This window comes from Stappia sp. BW2, from assembly GCF_008107695.1.
Classification (GTDB): Bacteria; Pseudomonadota; Alphaproteobacteria; order Rhizobiales; family Stappiaceae; genus Roseibium.
This window is the reverse complement of record NZ_VIRG01000070.1, coordinates 1,095,330-1,112,250: the sequence shown is the minus strand read 5'-3', so window position 1 is coordinate 1,112,250 and position 16,921 is coordinate 1,095,330. Positions and strand designations below refer to the sequence as shown.

At 57.4% G+C, this 16,921-nt stretch carries 17 protein-coding genes, 1 tRNA gene and 1 riboswitch; of the genes, 2 read left to right on the top strand and 16 right to left on the bottom strand.

Annotated features, from left to right (window positions below; genetic code table 11):
- Positions 1-78 precede the first annotated feature (78 nt).
- The 3 genes from FMN63_RS24135 to FMN63_RS24125 form a co-directional block, all read right to left on the bottom strand.
- Positions 79-789, bottom strand: a complete 711-nt coding sequence (locus FMN63_RS24135; protein ID WP_148586654.1) for a glycoside hydrolase family 25 protein — start codon at positions 787-789, stop codon at positions 79-81.
- A gap of 56 nt (positions 790-845) precedes the next feature.
- Positions 846-1,268, bottom strand: a complete 423-nt coding sequence (locus FMN63_RS24130) for a VOC family protein (RefSeq protein ID WP_205514270.1) — start codon at positions 1,266-1,268, stop codon at positions 846-848.
- Between the two features lie 291 nt (positions 1,269-1,559).
- Positions 1,560-1,985 (bottom strand): organic hydroperoxide resistance protein, encoded by a 426-nt coding sequence (locus FMN63_RS24125; RefSeq protein WP_148586652.1) that lies wholly within the window; start codon positions 1,983-1,985, stop codon positions 1,560-1,562.
- Positions 1,986-2,134: 149 nt separating this feature from the next.
- Here FMN63_RS24125 and FMN63_RS24120 point away from each other — a divergent pair, with 149 nt between their 5' ends.
- Positions 2,135-2,938, top strand: coding sequence for a MarR family winged helix-turn-helix transcriptional regulator (locus FMN63_RS24120; RefSeq protein ID WP_148586651.1), 804 nt, complete (start codon positions 2,135-2,137; stop codon positions 2,936-2,938).
- Positions 2,939-3,435: 497 nt separating this feature from the next.
- Here the strand turns inward: FMN63_RS24120 and mgtE are convergent, their stop codons facing one another.
- The 5 genes from mgtE to FMN63_RS24095 form a co-directional block, all read right to left on the bottom strand.
- Positions 3,436-4,851 carry a magnesium transporter gene (mgtE, locus tag FMN63_RS24115; RefSeq protein ID WP_148586650.1) on the bottom strand — a complete coding sequence of 472 codons (1,416 nt, stop codon included), beginning with the start codon at positions 4,849-4,851 and terminating at the stop codon, positions 3,436-3,438.
- A 173-nt stretch (positions 4,852-5,024) separates the two neighbouring features.
- Positions 5,025-5,393 carry a hypothetical protein gene (locus FMN63_RS24110; RefSeq protein ID WP_148586649.1) on the bottom strand — a complete coding sequence of 123 codons (369 nt, stop codon included), beginning with the start codon at positions 5,391-5,393 and terminating at the stop codon, positions 5,025-5,027.
- A 263-nt stretch (positions 5,394-5,656) separates the two neighbouring features.
- Entirely contained in the window at positions 5,657-6,250 is a 594-nt protein-coding gene (locus FMN63_RS24105; protein WP_148586648.1) for a hypothetical protein, read from the bottom strand.
- A 220-nt stretch (positions 6,251-6,470) separates the two neighbouring features.
- A tRNA-Leu gene (locus FMN63_RS24100) sits at positions 6,471-6,557 on the bottom strand.
- A 132-nt stretch (positions 6,558-6,689) separates the two neighbouring features.
- Positions 6,690-6,956 carry a FliM/FliN family flagellar motor switch protein gene (locus FMN63_RS24095; RefSeq protein WP_148586647.1) on the bottom strand — a complete coding sequence of 89 codons (267 nt, stop codon included), beginning with the start codon at positions 6,954-6,956 and terminating at the stop codon, positions 6,690-6,692.
- 98 nt (positions 6,957-7,054) lie between these two features.
- Between FMN63_RS24095 and lipB the strand changes: the two genes are divergently transcribed.
- Positions 7,055-7,762, top strand: a complete 708-nt coding sequence (gene lipB, locus FMN63_RS24090) for a lipoyl(octanoyl) transferase LipB (RefSeq protein ID WP_148586646.1) — start codon at positions 7,055-7,057, stop codon at positions 7,760-7,762.
- A gap of 55 nt (positions 7,763-7,817) precedes the next feature.
- Here the strand turns inward: lipB and FMN63_RS24085 are convergent, their stop codons facing one another.
- From FMN63_RS24085 to FMN63_RS24050, 8 genes are all read right to left on the bottom strand, one after another.
- Positions 7,818-8,702, bottom strand: coding sequence for an NAD-dependent epimerase/dehydratase family protein (locus tag FMN63_RS24085; protein ID WP_209001292.1), 885 nt, complete (start codon positions 8,700-8,702; stop codon positions 7,818-7,820).
- The gene (locus FMN63_RS24080) at positions 8,702-9,568 is read right to left on the bottom strand and encodes a glycosyltransferase (RefSeq protein WP_148586644.1); all 867 of its coding nucleotides are present in this window, start codon (positions 9,566-9,568) and stop codon (positions 8,702-8,704) included. Before FMN63_RS24080 ends, FMN63_RS24085 begins: the two co-directional genes overlap by 1 nt.
- An 8-nt stretch (positions 9,569-9,576) precedes the next feature.
- The gene (locus FMN63_RS24075; RefSeq protein ID WP_148586643.1) at positions 9,577-10,797 is read right to left on the bottom strand and encodes an NAD-dependent epimerase/dehydratase family protein; all 1,221 of its coding nucleotides are present in this window, start codon (positions 10,795-10,797) and stop codon (positions 9,577-9,579) included.
- 144 nt (positions 10,798-10,941) lie between these two features.
- Positions 10,942-11,229, bottom strand: a complete 288-nt coding sequence (locus tag FMN63_RS24070; RefSeq protein WP_148586642.1) for an acylphosphatase — start codon at positions 11,227-11,229, stop codon at positions 10,942-10,944.
- Positions 11,230-11,299: 70 nt separating this feature from the next.
- Positions 11,300-12,190 (bottom strand): DMT family transporter, encoded by an 891-nt coding sequence (locus FMN63_RS24065; protein WP_148586641.1) that lies wholly within the window; start codon positions 12,188-12,190, stop codon positions 11,300-11,302.
- A gap of 86 nt (positions 12,191-12,276) precedes the next feature.
- Positions 12,277-12,450: riboswitch (FMN riboswitch) on the bottom strand.
- Between the two features lie 76 nt (positions 12,451-12,526).
- Entirely contained in the window at positions 12,527-13,819 is a 1,293-nt protein-coding gene (locus tag FMN63_RS24060) for a sensor domain-containing diguanylate cyclase (protein WP_209001291.1), read from the bottom strand.
- Positions 13,820-13,932: 113 nt separating this feature from the next.
- Positions 13,933-14,583, bottom strand: coding sequence for an HAD family hydrolase (locus FMN63_RS24055; RefSeq protein WP_148586640.1), 651 nt, complete (start codon positions 14,581-14,583; stop codon positions 13,933-13,935).
- A 104-nt stretch (positions 14,584-14,687) separates the two neighbouring features.
- Complete coding sequence (locus tag FMN63_RS24050) at positions 14,688-16,700, bottom strand: acetyl-CoA carboxylase biotin carboxylase subunit (RefSeq protein WP_148586639.1); 2,013 nt, start codon at positions 16,698-16,700, stop codon at positions 14,688-14,690.
- Between the last annotated feature and the right edge of the window lie 221 nt (positions 16,701-16,921).

The window sequence follows — 16,921 nt, the reverse complement described above, 5'->3', positions numbered from 1 at the left end:
TTGGAGCGCACAGTTCCGCCTTTTTACGTTAAAGTCAACACACCAATTTTAAAGCTTATATTTCATAAGCTTGCGCGATCAGGACTTGAGTTTATCCAGGCTCTTCTCCGGATGCAGAACATTCAGATCCACATCCCCCGAAATGCCTTTGATCGTTCCCCTGTCGTGGTACTGCCAGAGCGTCCAGTCTGACACATAATTGGGCGAATGCCAGATGGACCGAGTCCAGAGCCGGCGGTTCAGGCCTTTGCCCTTCAGATAGTCCAGATAGAAGTCCTCCGGCACGTAGAGAATGACCTGTTTGCCACGCCCCTGCTCAACCAGTGCCGCAAAATCACTGATCTCCTGCAGCACTTCCTCGGCCGGTGGGCGGCGCGCGCAGTTTCCGGTGAATTCCAGATCCACCACCGGGGCGAGCATATCGCTGTCCTGCGGCAGGACGGACAGGAAGTTTTCAGCCTGCTCCCGGCCCGACTTGCACAGACTGAAGAAATGATACGCACCCCGTGCCAGACCGGCACCACCGGCTCCGGCCCAATTGCGGGCAAAGGCGCGATCCTTGAAGTCGCCGCCTTCAGTGGCTTTCATATAGACAAAGTCAACGTCGTCCGCTGCCACTTGAGCCCAGTCGACATCCCCCTGATGGTGCGAGATGTCGATGCCGCGTATGCTGTACTGGTTTCGGTCAGGCTCCCAGTTCATGAAGAAAAACGCAGCTCCGACAATCGAAATCACCCCGCCGACGACAACGTAGAACAATGTCCGCAGGACTGCTTGCAAGAAATTCATTGCACTACCCGATATGACCTTCAAACACTGTCATCCTGCAGCAAAACGCTCAAAGTTTAAGACTGATAATTTGGCCAAAGCGGCGCAGTTACCAGTTCGAGCACATTGCCGTCCGGATCATTAAGATACAGGCTTTGACCACCTGCTGGCCACGTGACCTCGCTGATAATCTCTATCTGCATCTCGTTCAGATAGTCCCTCCAGGGCGCAAGCTGATCCGGGCTGATGCGAAACGCGAAATGGCTGTGCCCCGTCGTATCGTGCCCCGGCACCACACCGCCTGCCGTTTTGACGTCTTCGCCGGTATGGCCGCGATGAAACACAAGGAGAGTCTGGGCTGGTCCGGCATCATACGCAGAGAGCCTTTCTCCTGCGACCATGCGCTTCAACCCCAAAATGTCGGCATAAAACGAGTGCGCCGCCTGCATGTCATCGACATAAACAGCGGTTTCCAGAATGCCATCAAGCTTCGGCCGCATAATATTTTTTTCTCCGTATGGAACCAGGCGCCCTTCTTATCACTCAACCGACAGGGATTGCAGGGCACGCGGCAAGGTTTCCTGTTGAGCATCCCTTCATGAGGGAGGTTTTCAAGACCGGTCAATGGCGGAAAAGAAATCTCGGAAGACTTAAGCCTCTGGCGCGGAGCTCACCGAGCCTGGCGATCTCGGCAGCTTCGGAAAGGTCAAAAAAAGGGAAACCCTCCGGAGTTTGAGCCTGGTGAAAAGAAGTCCGGTTCTGCCGTGGGCGACCGAACCGGACTTTCAGCATCAGGCAACCGACAGTTTGACGTCGATATTGTTTCGGGTTGCGTTGGAATAGGGGCAAACCTCGTGGGCCTTCGCAACAAGGTCTTCAGCCACGGTCTTGTCCACGCCCGGAATAGACACTTCCAGTGCAACTGCCAGACCAAAACCGCCCTCGGAACGCGGACCGATACCAACCGTCGAGGTGATTGACGTATCTGCCGGGATCGAGACTTTGTGCTGACCGCCCACCAATTTCAACGCACCGATAAAGCAGGCGGCATAGCCAATTGCGAACAGCTCTTCCGGATTGTTACCCTCACCGCCTGCGCCACCGAGCTCCTTGGGTGTCGTCAGATTGAGCTTGAGGGATCCATTCAGGGTTTCCGCCGTTCCATCGCGGCCACCGGTTGCCTTTGCACTGGTTTCATATTTCACGTCGACAGCCATTTAAAGGCTCCTTCTCTACCTGTAGGGTCAGTTTACATTCTCATATCGTACAAGCTTTTATCGTACACGATATAAATTACCCACATATACGCACACCGGCAGATCGTCAACATGTTGCGACCATATCGCGCGCGATTTATAAGGAGCAAATGAACGAGACCACTGACCAGATGTCCCTGCTGGACGCGATTGGATTTTCCTCGCAGGAAGCGAAGGAAAAACCAAAAAAGGACAAGCCGGCAAAAGCCGGAAAGTATGAGAAAAAACAGCGCAAAAAGGCCTCTGCCAAGCCCAAGACTGCGGCAGAGACAGCCTCCGGCGCTGAGGATGATGCTGCGCGCGAAGCAGAAATTGTTGCTGCTGTCGTTGAGATGCCGATTGCCCAAGGGGTGTCAGATACCAACGATAATCCGGACGATGTGCTGGAAGGCGTAGCTGCGGAAGACACCGGCACCGAGCAGCCTGCCTCCATCTCAGGGGAAAAAAGCCTGGATGACGACAGCCCGCACGCCCCGGAAGACGAACCGACGCTCGACCGCTTCCTGTGCTTTGCGCTTTATTCCGCCAACCATGCGATGCACGGCGTCTACAAGGCCTTGCTCAAGGACGTCGGCCTCACCTACCCGCAGTTCCTGGCCATGAGCGTGCTCTGGGAAACAAACAACATTCCGGTCGGTGCAATCACGTCCAAACTGCAGCTCGACACCAACACGCTGACACCGCTCCTGAAGCGGCTTGAGGCGATGGGGCTGGTCACGCGTACGCGCAATATCAAGGACGAACGCCAGGTAATCCTGAAACTGACCCGCAAGGGCCGCGCTCTTCAGAAGAAGACGGAGCATTTCGGCTCCTGCATTCTGTCGTCCACGGGCCTGCAGCTGGAAGAGGTTATGGATCTTCAGCAAAAGGTCATGCGCCTGCGCGACAATTTGCGTGGAGCAGGCCTAGAGTAGCGTCTGGAAGTATGTGCCGGGTGAGATGAGTTGCTACAAGACTGGATCCAGGATGTCGCTGTCTCCAGCAAATATCTCGAACCCGTCTCCTTTGGCTATGACCAGGAGATTTGCCTGATTTTCTGAATTGCACCCACGCGTGTTTTTCGGTCGGCGTTTGCAACACGGGCAGTTGCTCTATTTCTGTCCGGTGTTTGCATCCGGACAGGTTTCAAAAAGTGGCTCGCAGCTTGTGAACATTCGCTCAAAACGTATGGTCTACGGCAAACCGGATGGGAGCAAGACACGCTTCCTTCTTTGAAAAATCCGGTTGCCTCCGGGTCTGTGTCGACGGCACCGTTTCCCAAAAGAACACTGCCCCTTCCACGGCGCCGTGTTTGTCGAACTCGACGATAAAAATGTTCGATCGGAGGCAGCCTTGGTTCAGGAATGTCCTCATCCCAAGCTCGCCAGGCAAGAAGCGCTAGGGCGATAAGGTCGCGATTTCACAAGAGCGTTTAAAACGGCAGGCCGAACCAAAGCGCCGCGATGCCGAGAAAAGCGAAGAACCCGACCACATCAGTCACGGTCGTCACGAAGACGCTGGAGGCGATTGCCGGATCAACGTTCAACTTGTCGAGCGCGATTGGGATAAGCAGGCCGGAAAGCCCCGCGAACAGAAGATTGATCACGATTGCACCGCCAATCACCACGCCGAGCCCGGGATTGCCAAACCACAGCCAGGCGGTCACGCCGATGAGGATTGCCAGGGCTACGCCGTTGAAGACACTCACCATGATTTCGCGGTTGAGAATGCGCAAAAGGTTGCGTGCCCCCAGTTCCTGCGTCGCGATACCACGCACGGCCACTGTCATGGTCTGCGTGCCGGCATTGCCACCCATGGAAGCGACGATCGGCATCAACACCGCAAGCGCCACCATGGCCTCGATCGTGTCCTCGAAAAATGCAATCACTACAGAAGCAAGCACGGCGGTGAAAAGGTTGACCACCAGCCATGTCAGGCGCGAGCGGGCGATGGTCATGACGTTATCGGAGATCTCTTCGTCACCGACACCGGCAAGGGCGCGCAAGTCTTCTTCCGCTTCTTCCTGGATGACGTCAACGATGTCATCGACGGTCAGAACACCGACCAGACGGTCGTTCTCATCGACCACAGCGGACGAAACAAGGTTGTAGCGCTCGAACCGGCGGGCAACCTCTTCCTGATCTTCCGTTGCAAGCACCGCCTGTCGGGTCTCTTCCATGATGGAAGTGACCTTCTCGTCCCGCTTGGTCCGCAGGATCTTGTCCAGATGCACCGATCCCAGCAGCTTGAAGGTCGGATCGACCACATAGATTTCGTAAAAACTGTCGGGAAGGTCACGCGCCTCACGCATGTAGTCGATGGTCTGGCCTATGGTCCAGAAGGGGGCCACCGCGATAAACTCGGTCTGCATGCGCCGGCCGGCGCTTTCTTCCGGATAGTCCAGGGCCTTCTGCAGCTGCGCCCTGTCCGCGTACGGCAGTTCACCCAGAATGGCGGCCTGGTCGTCCTCATTGAGGTCTTCCAGAATGTAGACCGCATCATCCGAATCGAGGTCGCCCAGGCCTTCGGCGATAACCTCCATCGGCAGGTCTTCCAGAACCTGCAGACGCACCGCCTCATCGATCTCGGTCAGGGCGGTATAGTCGAAATCTTCGCCCAGAAGCCGAATGAAAGACGCCCGGTCCTCGGCTTGCAGTGTCTCGAGGAGGTCGCCCGTGTCCGCTTCGTGAAGATCGGCGGCAAGGTGCCTCAGGGCTTCCTGATCGCCAGCCTCGATCGCCGCTTCAACGGCCGCAATGAAATCGCGATTGAGATGCTCGTCCTCGTCGCGTACCGGAATCTCCGTAACGGGAGAGGTGGCAACATCAAGCTCAGATGCTTCACTCATCAAGCGCCTCCCCTCACAACGCGCAGAAACTGCCGGTAAAACGCACCGGACACTCATCACAAGATCTAGCGTTTGCCGTAGCAAAGCGCCACCGGAAAAACGAAACCGGTCCACAGACTTAACCTGGCAAGGCGAAATTGCTCAGTGTGTCAGCTCACGGGCCACAAAGTCCCTCAGCGCAGATTGGGGCCATCACAGCCCTTGTCTTTGGCGACGCTTCGCAAGTGGTCAAGATAATCACGCGTATCTTGCGGAAGTATCGCCTCGTCGTCGGAAATACACCGCTCCGCACGGCGGAAGGCCCGGCGGGCCCGCTCGCTGGCAAGGCACACCCGACCTGCTGCCAGCACTTCCTGTTCGACATACCAAAGCTGCTGGCATGTCATCGCGCCGAACCGTCCCGGATTAACCGCCGGATTGACCAAAAGCGACTGCGCCAGCGCGGCAGCCGGCAGGCAGGCAAGGGTCAGTGCAATGAGACCAGCCCGGCACAAGCGTGCCCGTGACCAGCAGCCGGTGCTTTGCCTCAGGGTCTTATGCATCGGCGGAACATTCCCTCGACAAAGGCGCGTCAAACAACGCGAACACAGAGGGCAACGTCAACGCGCCCCAAAAGCGTACCGACGAATGGTGACAGCAGGTCCCAACCATGGGCACTGAGCCCTTCGGCACAGGGGTAACGGTCATACCGTAACCTCCATTTTCTCCCACACCCGGAAACCGGCAGCCACAAGCCCCCCTCTAGACAAAGGCGAAACCGGCATCACGATCACGGTGGCTGCTGGCTCCCACCACGACGTCCGGATCATTCCACCTCGCACTCCGGCGGTTTTGTTTCCATCGTCCAGTCCTGGACCGGCATGGCCTTCAGAGACGTCTTGAAGGTCTTGTCATTCAGAACCCCCTTTCCCGTCAGAAGGTTGACGTCGCATTGCCCGTTGGCATCGGGGTCTATCGTATCGTAGTAGGAATAAGTGTAACCAGCGACCTGAAAGACACCTTTGCGATACGCGATGGTCAGGACCTGTTCCCACCGGTTGCGTCCGACAACCGAATTCTCCGAATAGATTTTCAGTGACCCGTGTTCTGTCGCCTCCATCCATGCTTCCTGACCATACATGGCACCGCGCCAAACCATGTCCTTTGCATGGGCAACTTGTTTCCAGCCCTCTCCGGCGTCGGCGAAGACGTAGAGATCCCCGCCCTCCTCCGTCTCGACGAGGACTGCACGGAAGCGATTGATGTCACCGTCGACGGGAGACGTCACCACTCCGGCAATCGCGCCAGCCGGGACCATTGCCTCCCCCTGCTGATCCTGTGCCTGGACCGAAACGGACAGGGCAATCGAAGACAGCAAGGCGGCACTGGCAAGGCTGAAAATGGAACGGAACTTGGACACGGCGGCTTCCTTCGATTTCGCGTGGATGTGCCAGCCATTTTTTTGCCGGCGGACCCCTGAGGCCTGTTTCGTGCAGAAAAGCACATCGCACCAAGCCCCAAAAGTCGATATCTGAATTTTCCCAGAGCAATCAGGTATTTTGCAGGCAAGGGCTCAAAAGCAAAAAGGCCGCCCTGAGGGGCAGCCTTTTGAGGAAGCATCGGTAGGAATGCTTCGAATATGGTGCGGTCGAGAAGACTCGAACTTCCACGGGTTTTACCCCACAGCGACCTCAACGCTGCGCGTCTACCAATTCCGCCACGACCGCATATTCGATTGTTCCCGGCGCCTGTCAGCGTCGAGGCGCTCCATGTAGCAAAAGGAATTTAGGGGCGCAAGAGGCCTTTTTGCAATAATTCACAGGCACGCGATTTTTCTTATGCAGAAATGCTTTAGCCGCTCAAAGAGGGCCATCGGTGCGCATGGGACGGATGTCCGGCGGACGCATCAGAACTTCCGTGATCGAAATGCCGATCCGTTCCCCCAGAAGAACCACCTGCCCTTTGGCGACAAGGGTGTTGTTGGCATAGATCTTTACGTCGTCGTCTTCAGACACATCCAGGTCGATCACGGCGCCACGGCCCATGCGCAGCAACTGGTGGACAGGCATCTCGTTTTCGCCGAGAACGACGGAAATATCGACTTTGATTTCATCGAAGGTAGTCATCGGACGCCTTGATCCTTAAATAGGGCTACTGACCCGCCAGCGCTTAACCATATCACGTCATGGCAAGCCAGCTCAAAAAACAATGAAGTGTCATCCACATGTCACCCGCTGATAGAGACGCCCTTTCCCTAAGTTTTCTGCCAGTTTCCGGCTCCCGGCCGGTCGAATGGCGGATTTCCGACGAACTGGTCGATTACGAAACCGCCCTGCGGGAAATGGATGAAAGGGTGCAGAGAATCATTGCCGGCGAAGCGGACGAACAGGTCTGGCTGCTGGAACACCCCCCGCTTTACACTGCAGGTACCAGCGCGAAGGACAGCGATTTGGTCGCTCCCGACCGGTTTCCGGTCCATCGGACCGGGCGCGGCGGACAACACACGTATCACGGCCCCGGCCAGCGGGTTGCCTATGTCATGCTTGACCTGAAGCGTCGTCAGCAGGATGTGCGTGCTTTTGTGTCTGCTCTTGAAGCCTGGCTCATCAGCACGCTCTGGCACTATCACATCCGCGGAGAACGCCGGGAAGACCGTGTCGGCGTCTGGGTGCGCCGGCCGGACCGCGGGGCAACGGTTGAGGACAAGATCGCCGCCATCGGCATTCGGCTGCGCAAATGGGTCACCTTCCACGGCATCAGCTTCAACGTGGAGCCGGAACTGGATCATTTTGACGGGATCGTTCCTTGCGGCATTACCGAACATGGCGTGACCAGCCTCGTCGATCTTGGCCTGCCTGTTACCATGGCCGAAAACGACAGCGTTCTCCGCGCAGAATTCGAGAAGATATTCGGCCCAACAGTGTCGGTCTGAGTCGCCCTGCCATAGCCACAGCCGCAGACGGCGCCTGACCAGCAGTCGCAGAGGGTCAGGTGACCGCTTCGCCCCGTCTTGCGAGCGAATGTACAAAGGCCTTCAACCTGTCCCGACCACCAGGTGCCCAGCCGAGCGCGCGCAGCCTGTCTGTCGTCATTTCGCCGGGCGTTGCCGCTGACGCCGCCGGACCGTCAAAGCTCAAGCCTGCTTCCGCTGCATAAAGCGCAAGCAACTCCTGCCGGTCGAGTAGGAGATCGGAGACATTATAGACCTGGAACGGCGTCCCCAAAACTCCCGTTTTCTCCAGAACAAGAGCGACGGCGGAAGCCAGGTCTTCGCCGTGAACTTCCGTCGCCTTGCGCGGTCCAATCGGAACACCCGCCGCAAAGTCCTGGAAGAGGCCAGACCATTTGTGGTCTGCGAGACCCGGGCTAAGGCCGTAAACACCGGTTGCCCGCAAGACGGTGCCTGTCATGTCCGGGCCACACAGCGCCTCAAGCGCCTTTTCCCCCGCCAGCTTCACTTCGCCGTATAGCGTATCGGGTGCCGGTACATCGGCTTCTGCCAACGTCTCACCACGACGATGATCGCCATAAACGGCCCGGGTGGACAGGAACACGATGGCGCGGCATCCGGCTTTCCCGGCGGCCTCAAAAAGACGCCGGGTTCCATCTACATTCAATTTGGTGAACAGCTCCGGGTCATCACCCTCACCGCCCCGGAACTTTCCCGGCGCATGGACAAGCGCACAATGAACAAGCGCGTCGGCGGGCGGAAACCGAGGATCCTCATCAGCCAGATCAAAAGCGCAAAAGCCTGTCCGAAAGCCCTCAACCGCGCGCCTTCCCAGAACCGTGACCCTGCATCCACCGTCAAGCAACCGCTTGAGCACGAACCTGCCGACCACTCCGCTGGCGCCTGTCAGAAGAACATGCATCAGGAGGCCTGCTTCGCAGCCCACTCCTGCGGACCGGGAAGGCCTGCAATATCGGCCGGTATGCCGTCACCGGTCGCAAAAGCCTGCCAGAGATCGATCAGCGGGCGCAGCCTTGCGGCCTTTTCATGGCCCGTCTGCCAGGGCTTTTCATACTGGTAGTGCAGCACATGGATCTGCTTCCAGTTCCATAGGTCCGGCAGGTTGAACCAGACATACTGGAGCGTGTTGAAAACCACCGGCAAGCCATGCCAATCGGGAAAATAATGTTCCAGAAATGTCTGGTCCGTGCGCCGCCAGAATGCGTCAGGCTCGTCAAGACGCGTCAGCATGGCCTCGAAGGTCCGGGTATCAGGGCGCGCGGTAAAGACACCGCTGTTCAACCGGTGAAAGTCCTGCAGGCTCTCGTAAACATTGGGCGCTGCACAGAATTCCGGATACCCGAACAGCTTGTCGCAGTTCTGAAGCACAAGGGCATCGGCATCGATGAAGACGACCCGTTCATAGTCCGCGAGTTGCCACAGCCGTAGCTTGACGAAATTGTCCAGCGGTGTGTGAAAGACCGGCTTGCCGCCTTTCGTGAACGGAGCCGCCTTGTGCAGGCGGCCGCGCTCATGGCGCTCGTTGAAAGCATCGCTTGTCGGCAGTCGTTCACACCGGCCGAGCCGGGGACCGAAAACCGCAAGCGCGGCTAGATCCTCCTCACGAACCCCGGGCGTATAGAGAACCACGAGATCGGCGTCGGTTCCCGAATGCCGGAGCGAGCGCAGCAGCGCTGTCGCCCCAAGCACATAGTCCGGGTTGGTCACTAGCGTTACATAGGCGCACGTACTGCCGGGCGCACGGTCGAACTGAGGAGCATCTTGCATCACTGGCCTCAGGAGACGGACTTCAACCGAGGATGTTCGGGGTCCCGTTCAATCCCGTCAGCAATTTCCCTGGTCCAAGCAGATACTGCCGGTACACGGCTTCGGTCGACCCGGTAGGCATAATTCTTGGCGACATCCACGACTTCGCTCAACAGCCCCTCTTCCAGCGTGATCGGGTTGAGGCCCAGTTCCAGGAATTGCGTGTTCTCGACTACCAGATCGTTTTCGGCTGCTTCCTTGCGCGGGTTCGGCAGATAGGCAACCTTTGCGCCGGTCAGTCGGGAAATAAGCTCCGCCAGATCCCGCACCCTGTGGGTCTCGGTCATCTGGTTGAACACTTTGACCCGATCACCTTTTTGGGGCGGGTTCTTCAGCGCCAGTTCAATGCAGCGGACCGAATCCTGAATGTGAATGAAGGCCCGTGTCTGCCCGCCAGTGCCATGCACCGTCAGCGGATAGCCGATGGCTGCCTGGATCAGGAAGCGGTTCAGGACGGTGCCATAGTCGCCGTCGTAATCGAATCGGTTGATGAGCTGTTTGTGGCGCAGGGTCTGTTCCGTGTGCGTCCCCCACACGATCCCCTGGTGCAGATCTGTGACCCGAAGCCCGTCGTTCTTGGCATAGAACTGGAACAGCAGTTGATCCAGGCACTTGGTCATATGGTAGATCGAACCGGGATTGGCCGGATACAGGATTTCCTGGGACGCCTTGGAGCCGCTGAGGGTTTCCACATCAACCGAAAGATAGCCTTCCGGAATGGCTGCGCCGACGCTCGAATAGCCATAGACGCCCATGGTGCCGAGGTGGACCAGATGCGCGTCAAGATCGAGTTCCACCATCGCGTTGAGCAAATGGTGCGTCGCATTGACGTTGTTATTGACCGTGTAATTCTTGTGCTGATCCGATTTCATCGAATACGGCGCGGCCCGCTGTTCGGCGAAATGGATGATCGCGTCCGGGCGGTTTTCGGCCAGCCAGGCTTTGAACACCTCGTAGTCACGGGCAATGTCGATCAGGTGGAAGCGAATGGTGTTACCGGTTTCCTGCTTCCAGATCCGCGTGCGCTCCTGGATCGAATCCATGGGCGTCAGCGATTGCACGCCAAGCTCGGCATCGATCCAGCGGCGGCTCAGATTGTCGATGATATGAACTTCATGGCCCTGATCCGAAAGATGCAAGGATGTGGGCCAGCCGACAAAACCATCACCACCAAGTATCGCAATCTTCACTGAAAATCTCCCCGTTTACACTTTTCGGACCATCTGCACGGCACCGATTGCTGCATCTGAAAAATCAGAACATTGCGATATTTCCGTGACAACTCAACTGCCAATGTGACGATTGATATATAAAAGACGATTGGCCACAGGTGTTTAAGCCGTGTCGCGCACTTCAAAGGTGCCTGAGCAGGGCTCTACCGGTTCCAGGTCTTTCACCAGGTTCACTCTTGCAAGCGACGGCCCCTGCCAAAGCGCATCAAGCATGTCGACCACAATATCGGAAGGGCCGGAAAACACGGCCTCAACTCCGCCAGACCCGAGATTGCGCACCCAACCGGCCAGCGCCCTGTCTTCAGCTTCGCCCGCACACCATGCCCGATAGCCAACACCCTGGACTCGGCCCTCAATCAGCACATGAACGGTCAATGGATCTGCGGTCATTCAGGTCTCCGAGGGTCGCGTGGCTAGAAAGCCTAGAGCAAATACGCCTGTTCGCAAATGCTTAGGCGCTTCAGGCTGTGGACACCTGCGTACCACGCTTCTGCTCGTCCAGCATCACCAGCAGCGACGCGCCGACAATCACCAGTGCACCCGGCCAGAAGGCTCCATTCGGGGCAAACCCGAAAGCGAAGAAACCGACGGCAATATTCAGCGGCAGCTTCAGATGATCAAATGGCTGGACAAAGGCGGCATCGGCTTTTTGATAGGCAAGCGTCAACAGATAATTCGCCAGCACCGTCAACACTCCCGCACCAACAAGCAGCCAAAGCGCTGGCCCGGTCGGCACGATGCCGCCCTCGCCCAGTGCCAGCAAAGCATTTACGGGCGTCAGAAGAAGTAGCAGATAAACGGTGATGGAATCGGCGTTTTCAGTTGCGGTCAGTTTCTTGGTGACCAGAGAAGTTCCGGCCCAGAAAGCTGCAGCCCCAACCGGCAGAAGCGCAGCCAGGCTGAAAGCCTCCGTCCAGGGTTCCAGGATCACCATGCCTCCGGAAAAACCCGCGAGTGTCGCAAGCCACCGAACCATCCCGACCCGTTCCCTGAAGAAGACCTTGGCACCGACGGTCACGAAAAACGGTGAGGTCATCACCAGAGCAATTGCCTGCCAGATCTCAACCCTTGCAAGGCCAGCAACCCACATCTGAATGCCGATGACAGCCAAACCGCCACGGATCAGATGCCAGCCAATCTGCCTCGTCTTCAATGCCGACAGACCGCGCCGCAGGACAAATGGCAGCGCCACCAGCAGGCCCAGCGCATATTGCCAGAAGGCAGCGGATGTCGAAGGCACTCCCAGCCGCATGGTGGAGGCCTGAAGAGCACCGTTCACAAGCGCAAAGCAGGCCCCTGCACCGACCATGGCAAGCGCGGCGAAAATGGGTTTCTTGAAGGTGGTTGGCATGGGCGTCCTATCCGCGATCCGTTCTGTCAACTTTCAGAACAGTCTCAAAAGACACACGCCCACCGGCCTTCATCTGAAGGCAGCGGTCAAGTTCTCTCTCATCCGGACTTTCAGGCGGCGTCGCCAGACACCACCTCAACCGTCGGCTCCGGCCTCTCACCGGATCTGCTGACCTTCGGACTGTCCGTCCGAAGCGCTCGCGGGCTCCGGGTTACCCCGATACCGCCGGTGGGGAATTTCACCCCGCCCCGAGAACTGCTCTCTAACAGTTTCAGTATCCCTGAAATGATCCGGATGCAACAAAGGAAGAAAGCCGCCCGCTACAGCGAAGGCTCATCAGGCCATGCAGACCCGGTTCCTGCCAGCCTGTTTGGCGCAGTAGAGCGCCCCATCGGCCCTTGCAATGGCCTGGTTGATTTTCTCACCATCAGCAACGCTTGCCCCCCCTATGCTGACACGCATCGGGATGAGCTGTTGTCCGTGCTTGTGGGGCGTCGTGTTCACGGCCTCGCGAATGCGCTCGGCAATGTTAAAGGCCTCATCGAGGCCGCACCCTTCCAGCAGGCAGTAAAATTCTTCGCCACCCGCTCTTGCAAAAATGTGAGGTGCTTGAAGAACGCTTTTCAGCAGCCCGACAATATGATTGAGCGCATCATCACCGCAGGCGTGCCCATACTGGTCATTGATCTGTTTGAAATGGTCGACGTCCAGGACGAGGATGGAGAGACTTGTCGACGTTTTCTTCGCCCTCTCCTCAGCCAATGCCGCCAGTTCAAAAAAACGCCGGCGATTATAGGCATCGGTCAGAGCATCGCGTTCAGCTGCCCGCTTAAGCTGATCTTCCAGACGCTTGCGCTCGGTAATATCGAGCATGGAACCGGCAAGTCCATTCACCTCGCCGGAAACCGAATCCAGCGTCACAGCCTTGTGGAAAGTCACCGTACGGTATTCGCCGTCCGCGTAACACACCTCAGCTTCGTAGATCTGAACGCCGCCCTGCTGCATCAACTCTTCGTCGGCGACTTCGTAGATTTTTGCCAATTCAGACGGTGCCACGTCGTGAACACTGGAACCGCGCACCTTGCTGGCCGGTAATCCGATAAATGCCTCGAAGGCCTTGTTGCAGCCCCTGTAGATGCCAGCCCGGTCTTTGAAAAAGATAGGCGACGGCAGGTTGTCGATCGCGGATTGAAGGTTATCCCTTTCAATTGCAAGGTCCCGGCACTTGCGGAACAAGGCCGTTTGCCGTGCAATCACGAGTTCGGCACGCCTGAGCGAAAGCAGCAAAAGGTCTGCATCACTGGTGTCAACCACCTCATCAACGCCGCTATCCAGCAAGTGCAGTTGATCGGCTACGGGGAGTTTCCGGTCTGCACAGGCAATGATGAACGTCGACTCGCGAATTCGGCGCAGGTCGCAGTCTGGTAATTCGCCCGTAGCACCGACATCCAGAAGGCAAATCTGGAACGGACAAGCAGTCAGAGGCCGGACCGTCACCTGATGCAGGGCATAGCCGGCCGGGACTGGTGGCGGGGGCCTGTTTGCAGGTGAGTAATACCCGACATCAACCACCGTTTCAGGCGGCACCGCCGTATCTTTGGTATCCGTTGCATGAATCCGTTTTGCCAAGGCCCGCTCCTCTTGAACCTAACTTACGGAAAATCGTTAAAATCCGTATTAATAAAGTATTTTTCTCAGCAACACGCCACTCGCGCTGCAACGTCTTGAACGCAAAGGCTTTATCAGGCGCCAAAATGCGCGGCTATGTCCCCCGGAACCTCGGCAATCAGTACCGGATGCTCGGCGGCCAGTTCTTCCCGGCTGCCATAGCCCCACAGGACACCAATTCCTGCCACGTCATTGGCATTAGCCCCGACAAGGTCATGCTTGCGGTCACCCACCATGACCGCTTCCGAAGATGCAATGTTTTCCTCGCGTAGAATGTGGGCAATCAGCTCAGCCTTCGCGGACCGGGTGCCGTCCAATTCAGAGCCATAGACCTTGCCGAAAAATTCGATGAGGCCAAAGTGCTCAACAATGCGGCGCGCGTAGCTGTGAGGTTTGGACGTGCAAACATGCAAGGCCATCCCGTTCTTGCGCAGTGTTGTCAGCAGTTCGGGGATACCCTCGATCAACGAATTTTCGAAGAGGCCTGAAACCGTATAGCGTTCCCGGTAATACGCCACCGCCCGGTCCAGCTCTGCCTTGTCCTCTGTCTCAAGCAGAACCTTGAAGCTGTCCCAGAGTGGCGGCCCGATACACCAGCGCAGGTCTGTCGTGTCCTGTGCCTGCCCACCCATCTTTTCAACCGCATACTGGATCGAACGCGTAATACCTTCGAAGGGATCCGTCAGGGTTCCGTCGAGGTCGAAAAGAATGGTGGAAATTGTCAAAATGCCTCGTAACCCATTGAAAAAGAAAGCGGCCCGGACCGGGAGGTCGCAGGCCGCTAAGTATCGGCAGCGTCAGATAACTGTCAATCAGACTTTGACAGAGATCAGGAAAACTCCATGATCACGGCATCTACGGCAAGACTATCGCCGGGGGTTGCCTTGATTGCAGTCACCATACAGTCGCGCTCCGCCCGCAGGACGTTTTCCATCTTCATGGCTTCGACGACGGCAAGCTGCTCGCCCGCCTTGACTTCCTGGCCTTCTGCCACCGCGATGGACACCACGAGACCCGGCATCGGACACAGCAACATCTTGGACGTATCCGGCGGCAGCTTTTCCGGCATCAAGGCATCCAGTTCGGCAATCCGCGGCGTCATCACCTTGGCGATCACCGAATAGCCCTGCCAGTCCAGACGGTACCCCCCGCGCAGAGTCCGCACCTGCACGGTCACCTCCTGGTCGCCAACCTTGCCTGACCAAAGCGGATCGCCCGGAGCCCAATCGGATTCCACGTTGACCACCGGACCATCGCCTATTGCGACGTCAATTTCGACGGGCGTGCCGGGATATCCGGCCACAAGGCGGATCGGAACGTAGGTCTTGTCGAGCTTGATCACCCAGTCTTCGCGGATAGCGCCGGAATGGGCCCGAAGTCGGTCGGGCAGATGATCCAGACGCTCACGCTGCAGTGCGCCCATCGACAGAGCAACGGCGGCGAGAATCGAATAGGCCCCGTCATCGGGAACCGCCGGTGCGAACCCATCGGGATACTCATCAGCGATAAAACTGGTCGACAACTCGCCGGAGCGCCAGCGCGGATGGTTCATGAGCGCGGTCAGGAACGGTACGTTGTGCTGGATCCCGTCGACGTAAAAAGCGTCCAGCGCCGAGCTCATCGCATCGATCGCTTCCGCACGGGTCGGCGCATGGGTGATCAGCTTCGCGATCATCGGATCGTAGAACATGGAGATTTCCGAGCCCTCGACGACACCGGTGTCGTTGCGAATGGTAATCCCGTTGCTGACCTCCTCCTGAGGCGGCCGGTAACGCACAAGCCGCCCTATGGACGGCAGGAAATTGCGGTAGGGATCTTCCGCATAAATACGGCTTTCGACTGCCCAGCCGTTCAGCTTTACGTCTTCCTGGGCGAGTTCCAGCTTCTCGCCGGCAGCAACGCGGATCATCTGCTCCACCAGATCGACACCGGTGATGAGTTCTGTCACCGGATGCTCCACCTGCAGACGGGTGTTCATCTCAAGGAAGAAGAAGCTCTTGTCCTGCCCGGCAACGAACTCAACCGTCCCGGCACTGTCGTAGTCGACGGCCTTGGCAAGCGCGACGGCCTGCTCACCCATCTTGCGGCGCGTTTCCTCGTCAAGCAAAGGCGATGGCGCTTCCTCGATGACCTTCTGGTTTCGCCGCTGGATCGAACATTCACGCTCGCCCAGATAAATCGCATTACCGTGTTTGTCGCCCAGCACCTGGATTTCGATATGGCGCGGATTTTCAATGAACTTCTCGATGAAAACCCGGTCATCCCCAAAGGAAGATGCGGCTTCGGATTTCGAGCGGGTGTAACCGTCCCGCACCTCGTCCGCATTCCAAGCGATGCGCATGCCCTTGCCGCCACCGCCGGCTGACGCCTTGATCATGACCGGATAGCCAATATCCTCGGCAATCTGAACAGCCTGCTCCGGGCTTTCGATGACGCCGAGATAGCCCGGAACCGTGCTGACCCTGGCGTCGTTGGCAAATTTCTTGGACTCGATCTTGTCGCCCATCGCCATGATGGCGCGCGGGTTCGGACCGATCCAGACAATGCCCTCTTTTGCCAGTGCCTCGGGAAAACTGGCCCGTTCGGACAGGAAGCCATAACCCGGATGCACGGCTTCGGCACCGGTCTGCTTGCAGGCCGCGATGATCTTGTCAGCAATCAGATAGGATTCCGATGCGGCTGCCGGTCCGATGTGAACCGCCTCGTCTGCCATTTCCACATGCAACGCATCACGATCGGCGTCGGAGTAAACCGCCACCGTCTTTATGCCCATGCGGCGGGCCGTCTTGATAACACGACAGGCGATCTCACCACGGTTAGCGACTAGTATTTTGGAGAACATGAATTTCCACCCAGCTGGACGATTTTCCATTTTGTAGGCTGCACCACAGTGGCACGCAACTTATCCAAAGGACGAGGCGTGATTTTGCGGATAGGTCACACCAGCAGTCATCACCGGCACTTTTATTACTTCTAGGCAGGAAATGCGCCCATTGAAGAACAAAAGCTTATCCGAATTTTAAGAAAATTATTGCAGAAAATACCTAGGCAATGGGGAAATAA